Origin of the sequence: Streptococcus sp. CCH8-C6 (assembly GCF_001557225.1) — a bacterium.
Taxonomy (GTDB): Bacteria; Bacillota; Bacilli; order Lactobacillales; family Streptococcaceae; genus Streptococcus; species Streptococcus sanguinis_C.
The window spans coordinates 1-2,292 of sequence record NZ_LSJN01000004.1 but is presented as its reverse complement, the minus strand read 5'-3'; the positions used below and the strand labels follow the sequence as shown (position 1 = coordinate 2,292).

Genomic DNA, 2,292 nt, shown 5'->3' with positions numbered 1-2,292 from the left:
CTTAGAGGATTTACTTTACCTAACAAGAGGCAACCAACTATACACAGAAGATGGAGATGAGTTGTATATTGATCCAACTTCTCAGAAAAGAACACTTCATAACCAATATGAACCTGGTTTTATTGTAGCAAGGGATAAATCTCCACTAGAACTCTTAATTGAAAATAAGGAATTGTTTGATAAATAGAAAAAGCGAGGATAACCTCGCTTCAGATTGAAGTTAAAATCTTTAGAAGACACTTTTATAAGGACTTTGTCTTCAATCTGTGAAAAGGAGTGAAAACTCCTTTTCTTTTTGTAAGTCAGACTGAAACTTCCAAATTGTTTATTTATTTTATTGACATTTTCTATAAAAATAAGTACAATAGTTTTATTAACAAACTATACTATATAGGGGGTATTGAAATGAAATTTTCTAATCGTTTACTGCTATTCCTTGCAGGAGTTGTTTTTGTCCTTTTAGGACTTTTCCTATTTACAAACCCAGTAGCTAATCTTGTTGCTTACAGCTGGTGGATTTCATTTGGTTTACTGGTTTCTTCTATAGCAGCTATTTTAGGCTATTTCTCTGCACCAAAAGAGCTTCGCTCACCTGTTTATCTTTTCGAAGGGTTTGTTAGTCTTCTCTTAGCTCTTTACCTCGTTGCTTATGGCTTTGTGACCCTGCCGGTCGTCATTCCGACCATTGTAGGAATTTGGTTAATTGTAGAAGCCATTATTGCTTTCTTTAAAGGCATTCGTCTAGGATTGATTTTCCCTATTATTGGTAGCAATATCACGTGGGTAGCCTTGCTTGAATTTTTACTAGGTCTAGTGATTCTGTTCAATCCAGTGGCTACAGGTGTCTTTGTCGTTTATGTCATTGCCTTTTCATTTTTAGTTACTGGCTTCACCTACATTATTGAGGCCTTTCGTAAATAGTCTAGTTGCTATTTCTATCGCATTCAAAAAAGCTGGGAAATCATATTCTCAGCTTTTTCGTCTCTTTAATTATCACTTTTTCGCATTCCATTCTGCGTAGAATTGCTCCAAGTATTCTTCCAAAAAGTGATGGCATAGTGCTCTAGCATTCGATAAGTTGCAATAATAACCGGTCGAGAACGGGGCATCGACTCAATCATACCGAAAATAAAAGAGCGAATGTTATCTGCAAAAAGAAAGCTTAGATTCTTTGCGATTTCAACAAAAAAAGCACTGTTTGTACTGACCCCAAAAAGTTAGACAAGTAATTTAAGTGAAGGATTTAGTTCTGTATTTCACAGGACTAATGTAAGTGGCTCATTTGGACTATCCTCCTGTTTTGTTTTGTCACTTACAGTATAGTCTTTTTAGGCTTTTCTTGTATTTTGAGTTTAACTAATGCATGTTCTTAAAATTTCCTAAGTCTACCAACAGCTCTATCCAAATCTTTCTTTTTAATCAAAATTTTAAAGTTGTCTAATTTATAGAATATAAGTTTTGTAATAAAACCTCAATCTCTTTGTAAAATATTGTATATTACATAAAAGATTATTGTATGCTATAATTCACCTTGTGTAGCAGTATTTTGTACTACTAAATATAGGAGATTTTATTCTATCTCTATAAAGTAATAAAGGAGTGTAAGCCCATGGAAAATGTTGTTGTCTCAATTTTTGATATTGAAAGTGAAGCCTTTCAGGCCTTTTCAGAATTAAAACAGTTTGGTCAAACTGAAAATACAAAATTAGCTCAGGCTTCAATTGTAAAAGCTGAAAATGGTGTTGTTAACGTCAAAGATAGCTTTGATTTGATGGATTCCCTAGGAGATGATTATTTCGAAGGCGGATTAATTGGTAGTTTAATCGGAATTTTAGGTGGACCACTAGGTGTTCTCTTTGGTTTTGCTGCTGGTGGAGCAATTGGCGCCTCCGTTGGTTCAGACAAAGAATTGGCCAATTCGGTATTAATTACAACCGTTAGTAATAAGTTGACAAATGGCGAAGTAGCTATTATTGCACTTGTACAAGAAAATGATGAATCTGTTTTAAATTCTATTTTTGAAAAGTATCAGGTTCACATTGCTAGGTGGGATGTCGCTACTGTTGCGGCAGAAATAGAGTCAGCTCTCAAAATTCAAGAAGATTTAGAGCATCAAGCTAAAGCTCGCTTAATTGCGGATAAAAAAGAAGCTCGTCGTGAAAAATTTGATAAATTGAAAGCTAATATTAAAGAGAAATTTTCGAAAAAAAATTAACAGACTGAAGAGACTGAGGTAATTAGGAATCGGTAAACAGTCCATCTCTGATTACGAAAAACAAAAAAGCTATCCTA

2 protein-coding genes and 1 pseudogene are annotated in these 2,292 nt (G+C 34.2%); all 3 read left to right on the top strand.

Translation table 11 applies throughout. The features are described from left to right. Positions 1-187: pseudogene (locus AX677_RS00095) on the top strand (XRE family transcriptional regulator); the annotation flags it as partial. A gap of 218 nt (positions 188-405) precedes the next feature. Continuing rightward, positions 406-921, top strand: coding sequence for an HdeD family acid-resistance protein (locus AX677_RS00090; RefSeq protein ID WP_002916825.1), 516 nt, complete (start codon positions 406-408; stop codon positions 919-921). A gap of 688 nt (positions 922-1,609) precedes the next feature. Further along, a complete protein-coding gene (locus AX677_RS00085; RefSeq protein ID WP_002916827.1) occupies positions 1,610-2,215 on the top strand; it encodes a DUF1269 domain-containing protein in 606 nt (201 codons plus the stop codon). The last annotated feature ends 77 nt before the right edge of the window (positions 2,216-2,292 follow it).